At 47.8% G+C, this 515-nt stretch carries 1 protein-coding gene; it reads left to right on the top strand.

Going from position 1 to position 515, the window contains the following annotated elements:
• Positions 1-16: 16 nt before the first annotated feature.
• Positions 17-515: FAD-binding protein (locus R7190_RS30855; RefSeq protein WP_133281172.1), on the top strand; the 499-nt coding region annotated here is incomplete at its 3' end.

The following is a 515-nucleotide window of genomic DNA, read 5'->3' as shown; positions in this document are numbered from 1 at the left end:
AACTAGAGATACGGATATGAAACAAAAGCAGCTGATAGAAGAATTTAAAACGATAGTCGGGGAAGAGAATGTCCTGACCGATCAGGTTAAAACCAAATACTACCGCTCAGGTTTTCGCTCTGGTAGTGGTACAGCGCTTGCCGTCGTGTTTCCTAACACTTTGTTAGAGCAATGGAAGATCATTAAACAGTGTGTCGAGGCGAACTGCATCATCATCATGCAGGCTGCGAAAACAGGTCTCACAGAAGGCTCTGCACCAAGTGGTAACGACTATGACCGCGATGTCGTGGTGATCAACATTACCAAAATCAAAAAAATTCACCTGCTGGATGGTGGCAAACAGGCGGTGTGCTTACCCGGTGCAAGTTTACACTCACTAGAAAAAGAACTCAGAGCCGTTAACCGCGCGCCGCATTCTATTATTGGATCTTCATCGCTAGGAGCGACGGTTGTCGGTGGCATTGCCAATAACTCAGGCGGTGCGTTAGTGAAACGCGGCCCAGCGTATACTGAGC

Source organism: Vibrio sp. 1078-1 (genome assembly GCF_033340475.1).
Note: the sequence above shows the minus strand (reverse complement) of the source record. Positions and strands in the feature narration are given on the sequence as shown.